The following is a 1643-nucleotide window of genomic DNA, read 5'->3' on the forward strand; positions in this document are numbered from 1 at the left end:
GGCGCGGGCGGTCAGGAGGGGGCGGGAGGAGGACATGGTGTTCACTTCCGGCGGTGGAGGGACTGGATCTCCGCCTCGACGCGGGCGGCGGCGGCGTCCGGGGACTCGTGCTGGCGGGTGCCGTCGTGAGCCTGGGTGCGGTTGCGCCGCAGCCGCAGCAGGACCCACACCGCGAGGAACCCGAGGATGAGGACCATGACGATGTTGGAGAACATGTCCGCGTAGTCCGCGATGAGGTGGAAGTTCTCGCCGAGGGCGTACCCGCCGTAGACGAAGATGGCGTTCCAGATCAGGGAGCCGAGCGTGGTGAAGAGGGTGAACTTCGCCAGGTTCATGCGCTCGATGCCCGCCGGGATGGAGATCAGGGAGCGGAACACGGGCACCATGCGCCCGAAGAACACGGTCCAGTAGCCGTAGCGGGCGAACCACTTCTCCGTGCGCTCGACGTCGTCGACGTCCACGAGCGGCATGCGGTCCGCGATCCGGTACATTCGGCGCCGGCCCAGGGCCGCGCCGACGCCGTAGAGCACGAGCGCGCCGACGACGGAGCCCACCGTGGCCCAGATCAGGGCGGCATGGGGGCTGAAGGCCCCGCCGGCGGCGGTGAACCCGGCCAGGGGCAGGATCACCTCGGAGGGGATCGGCGGGAAGATGTTCTCCGCGAACACGGCCAGGCCCACGCCCACGGGGCCGACGGCCTCCATGATCGACACGACGACGTTGCCCAGCCAGCCGTAGTCGGCGGGCTGCGCGGCGGCGGCGGACAGGGCCCAGGGGGCGGAACTCGACATCATGGTCTCCATTGTCCACCATCGCCCCGGCTGGACGGCGGTTGGTAGGGTGGTGACGCTGACCGCTCGACCGATCGTTCGCGCCACACACACGCCGTGACGTGCCGCGGGCTCCACTGGAAGGAAGACTCCATGAGCATCATCCAGATTCCGCTGCGCCTGACCTCCGGCGCGTTCATCCTCAACTCCGGCCTGGGCAAGCGCAAGCTCGGCGAGGAGCAGGCCGCCTACCTGCAGGGCATGGCCGTCAAGGGCGTCCCCGCGCTGTCGAAGCTCACCCCGTCCCAGTTCAAGGCCTTCATCGTGGCCTCCGAGGTGGGCACCGGCGCGGCCCTGCTGGCCCCCTTCGTGCCGGGCTGGCTGGCCGGCTCGGCCCTGACCGCCTTCTCCGGCGGCCTGATGTCCATGTACCTCAACACCCCGGAGATGACCGAGGACGACGGCGTGCGCCCGTCCCAGGACGGCACCGCCGTGGCCAAGGACGTCTTCCTGCTCGGCTCCGGCCTGGCCATCGCCGCCGACTCCGTGACCAACCGCCCGGGCAAGCGCCGCAAGGCCGCCAAGAAGCGCGCGAACCGCATCGCCGAGGCCCGCGAGGCCAAGGTGCAGGCCATCCGCGAGGCCAAGGACGAGAAGGTCGCCGCCATCTTCGCCGCCCGCGACGAGCAGACCAAGGCGCTGCGCGCCGCCCGCGAGGAGCTCGCCAAGCTGCGCAAGAAGGCCTGACGCCCGCCCGCCCCGCTCGGGGCGAGACCAGGAGGGGCCCCCCCCCCGGTGGGCCGGGCGGGGGCCCCCCACCGGGGCCCCGGGGGGGGCGGGTGTGGTGCACCCCCGGGGGGGTGGTCACAACGC

The 1643-nt window shown here is 71.8% G+C and carries 2 protein-coding genes; one reads left to right on the forward strand and one right to left on the reverse strand.

The genetic code is table 11. The annotated features are described in order from the left end of the window. Window positions 1–41 precede the first annotated feature (41 nt). Window positions 42–791 (reverse strand): DedA family protein, encoded by a 750-nt coding sequence (locus Q4D18_RS11235; RefSeq protein WP_303128468.1) that lies wholly within the window; start codon window positions 789–791, stop codon window positions 42–44. A gap of 132 nt (window positions 792–923) precedes the next feature. Between Q4D18_RS11235 and Q4D18_RS11240 the strand changes: the two genes are divergently transcribed. Further along, window positions 924–1517 (forward strand): hypothetical protein, encoded by a 594-nt coding sequence (locus Q4D18_RS11240; RefSeq protein ID WP_303128466.1) that lies wholly within the window; start codon window positions 924–926, stop codon window positions 1515–1517. Window positions 1518–1643: the final 126 nt, after the last annotated feature.

Origin of the sequence: Micrococcus sp. (assembly GCF_030523875.1) — a bacterium.
Taxonomy (GTDB): domain Bacteria; phylum Actinomycetota; class Actinomycetes; order Actinomycetales; family Micrococcaceae; genus Micrococcus.

Excerpts from the sequence above, each read along its gene's own strand:
- Q4D18_RS11235 (WP_303128468.1), bottom strand. The coding sequence starts at position 791 with ATGTCGAGTTCCGCCCCCTGGGCCCTGTCCGCCGCCGCCGCGCAGCCC.
- Q4D18_RS11240 (WP_303128466.1), top strand. The coding sequence starts at position 924 with ATGAGCATCATCCAGATTCCGCTGCGCCTGACCTCCGGCGCGTTCATC.